Origin of the sequence: Paraburkholderia sp. JHI2823 (assembly GCF_038900695.1) — a bacterium.
Classification (GTDB): Bacteria; Pseudomonadota; Gammaproteobacteria; order Burkholderiales; family Burkholderiaceae; genus Paraburkholderia; species Paraburkholderia mimosarum.
Genome location: NZ_JAYMRY010000182.1, coordinates 1 through 624, shown reverse-complemented (window position 1 = coordinate 624; position 624 = coordinate 1). Strand labels below are relative to the sequence as shown.

2 pseudogenes are annotated in these 624 nt (G+C 54.5%); both read left to right on the top strand.

Annotated features, from left to right (window positions below):
- Nucleotides 1–200: 200 nt before the first annotated feature.
- Nucleotides 201–281, top strand: a pseudogene (locus VSR34_RS38205) (IS6 family transposase); the annotation flags it as partial.
- A gap of 147 nt (nt 282–428) precedes the next feature.
- Nucleotides 429–624 (top strand): annotated as a pseudogene (locus tag VSR34_RS38200) (IS6 family transposase); the annotation flags it as partial.

Sequence of the window (624 nt, the reverse complement as noted above, 5' to 3'; positions counted from 1 at the left end):
CCCATCCAGACCTCGACAGAATTTGCAGGAAACAACCCATAATCTGCCAGGTTCCTGCAAATGCATCAACAACATTCAGCTTCAAACCCTTGCTGCACAAGGCGCTTCGAGTTTTTCAGGGCCGACTCAGTACTGCTATTGCTGGTTCTGTTGCAGTGAGGCCCACGTTAAAATTGGGTAGCGAATTTTTGAGCTGTGCGATGAAGAAGACGAAGACACCGAGAACCACACTCGCGCCGGGCCTGGCCAAGGTCTTGAAGCGCCTTCACTACCCGCTTGACCCGAAGGAAGGAAAGAATCGATGTTCAAAATACCGAAGCAGGCATATACCGCGGAGTTCAGGGCGCTCGCGGTGCAGCGAGTGAAAGGGTTCTGTCGCGCCAAGGTGCCGGGTTAAAATTTGCGCTCGATCCTGAATGACGAACAGCATGGGCCAGACGAAGAAGACACCACGCGCGACGTTGCCTCCGGGCATCGGCAAAGTTCTCAAGCGACTACACTATCCGTTGGACGTGATCCTGCTGTGCGTACGCTGGTATGTGGCTTACTCGTTGAGCCTGCGAAATCTCGAGGAGATGATGGCAGAGCGAGGCATCGAGGTCGACCATTCGAGCGTGCACCGCT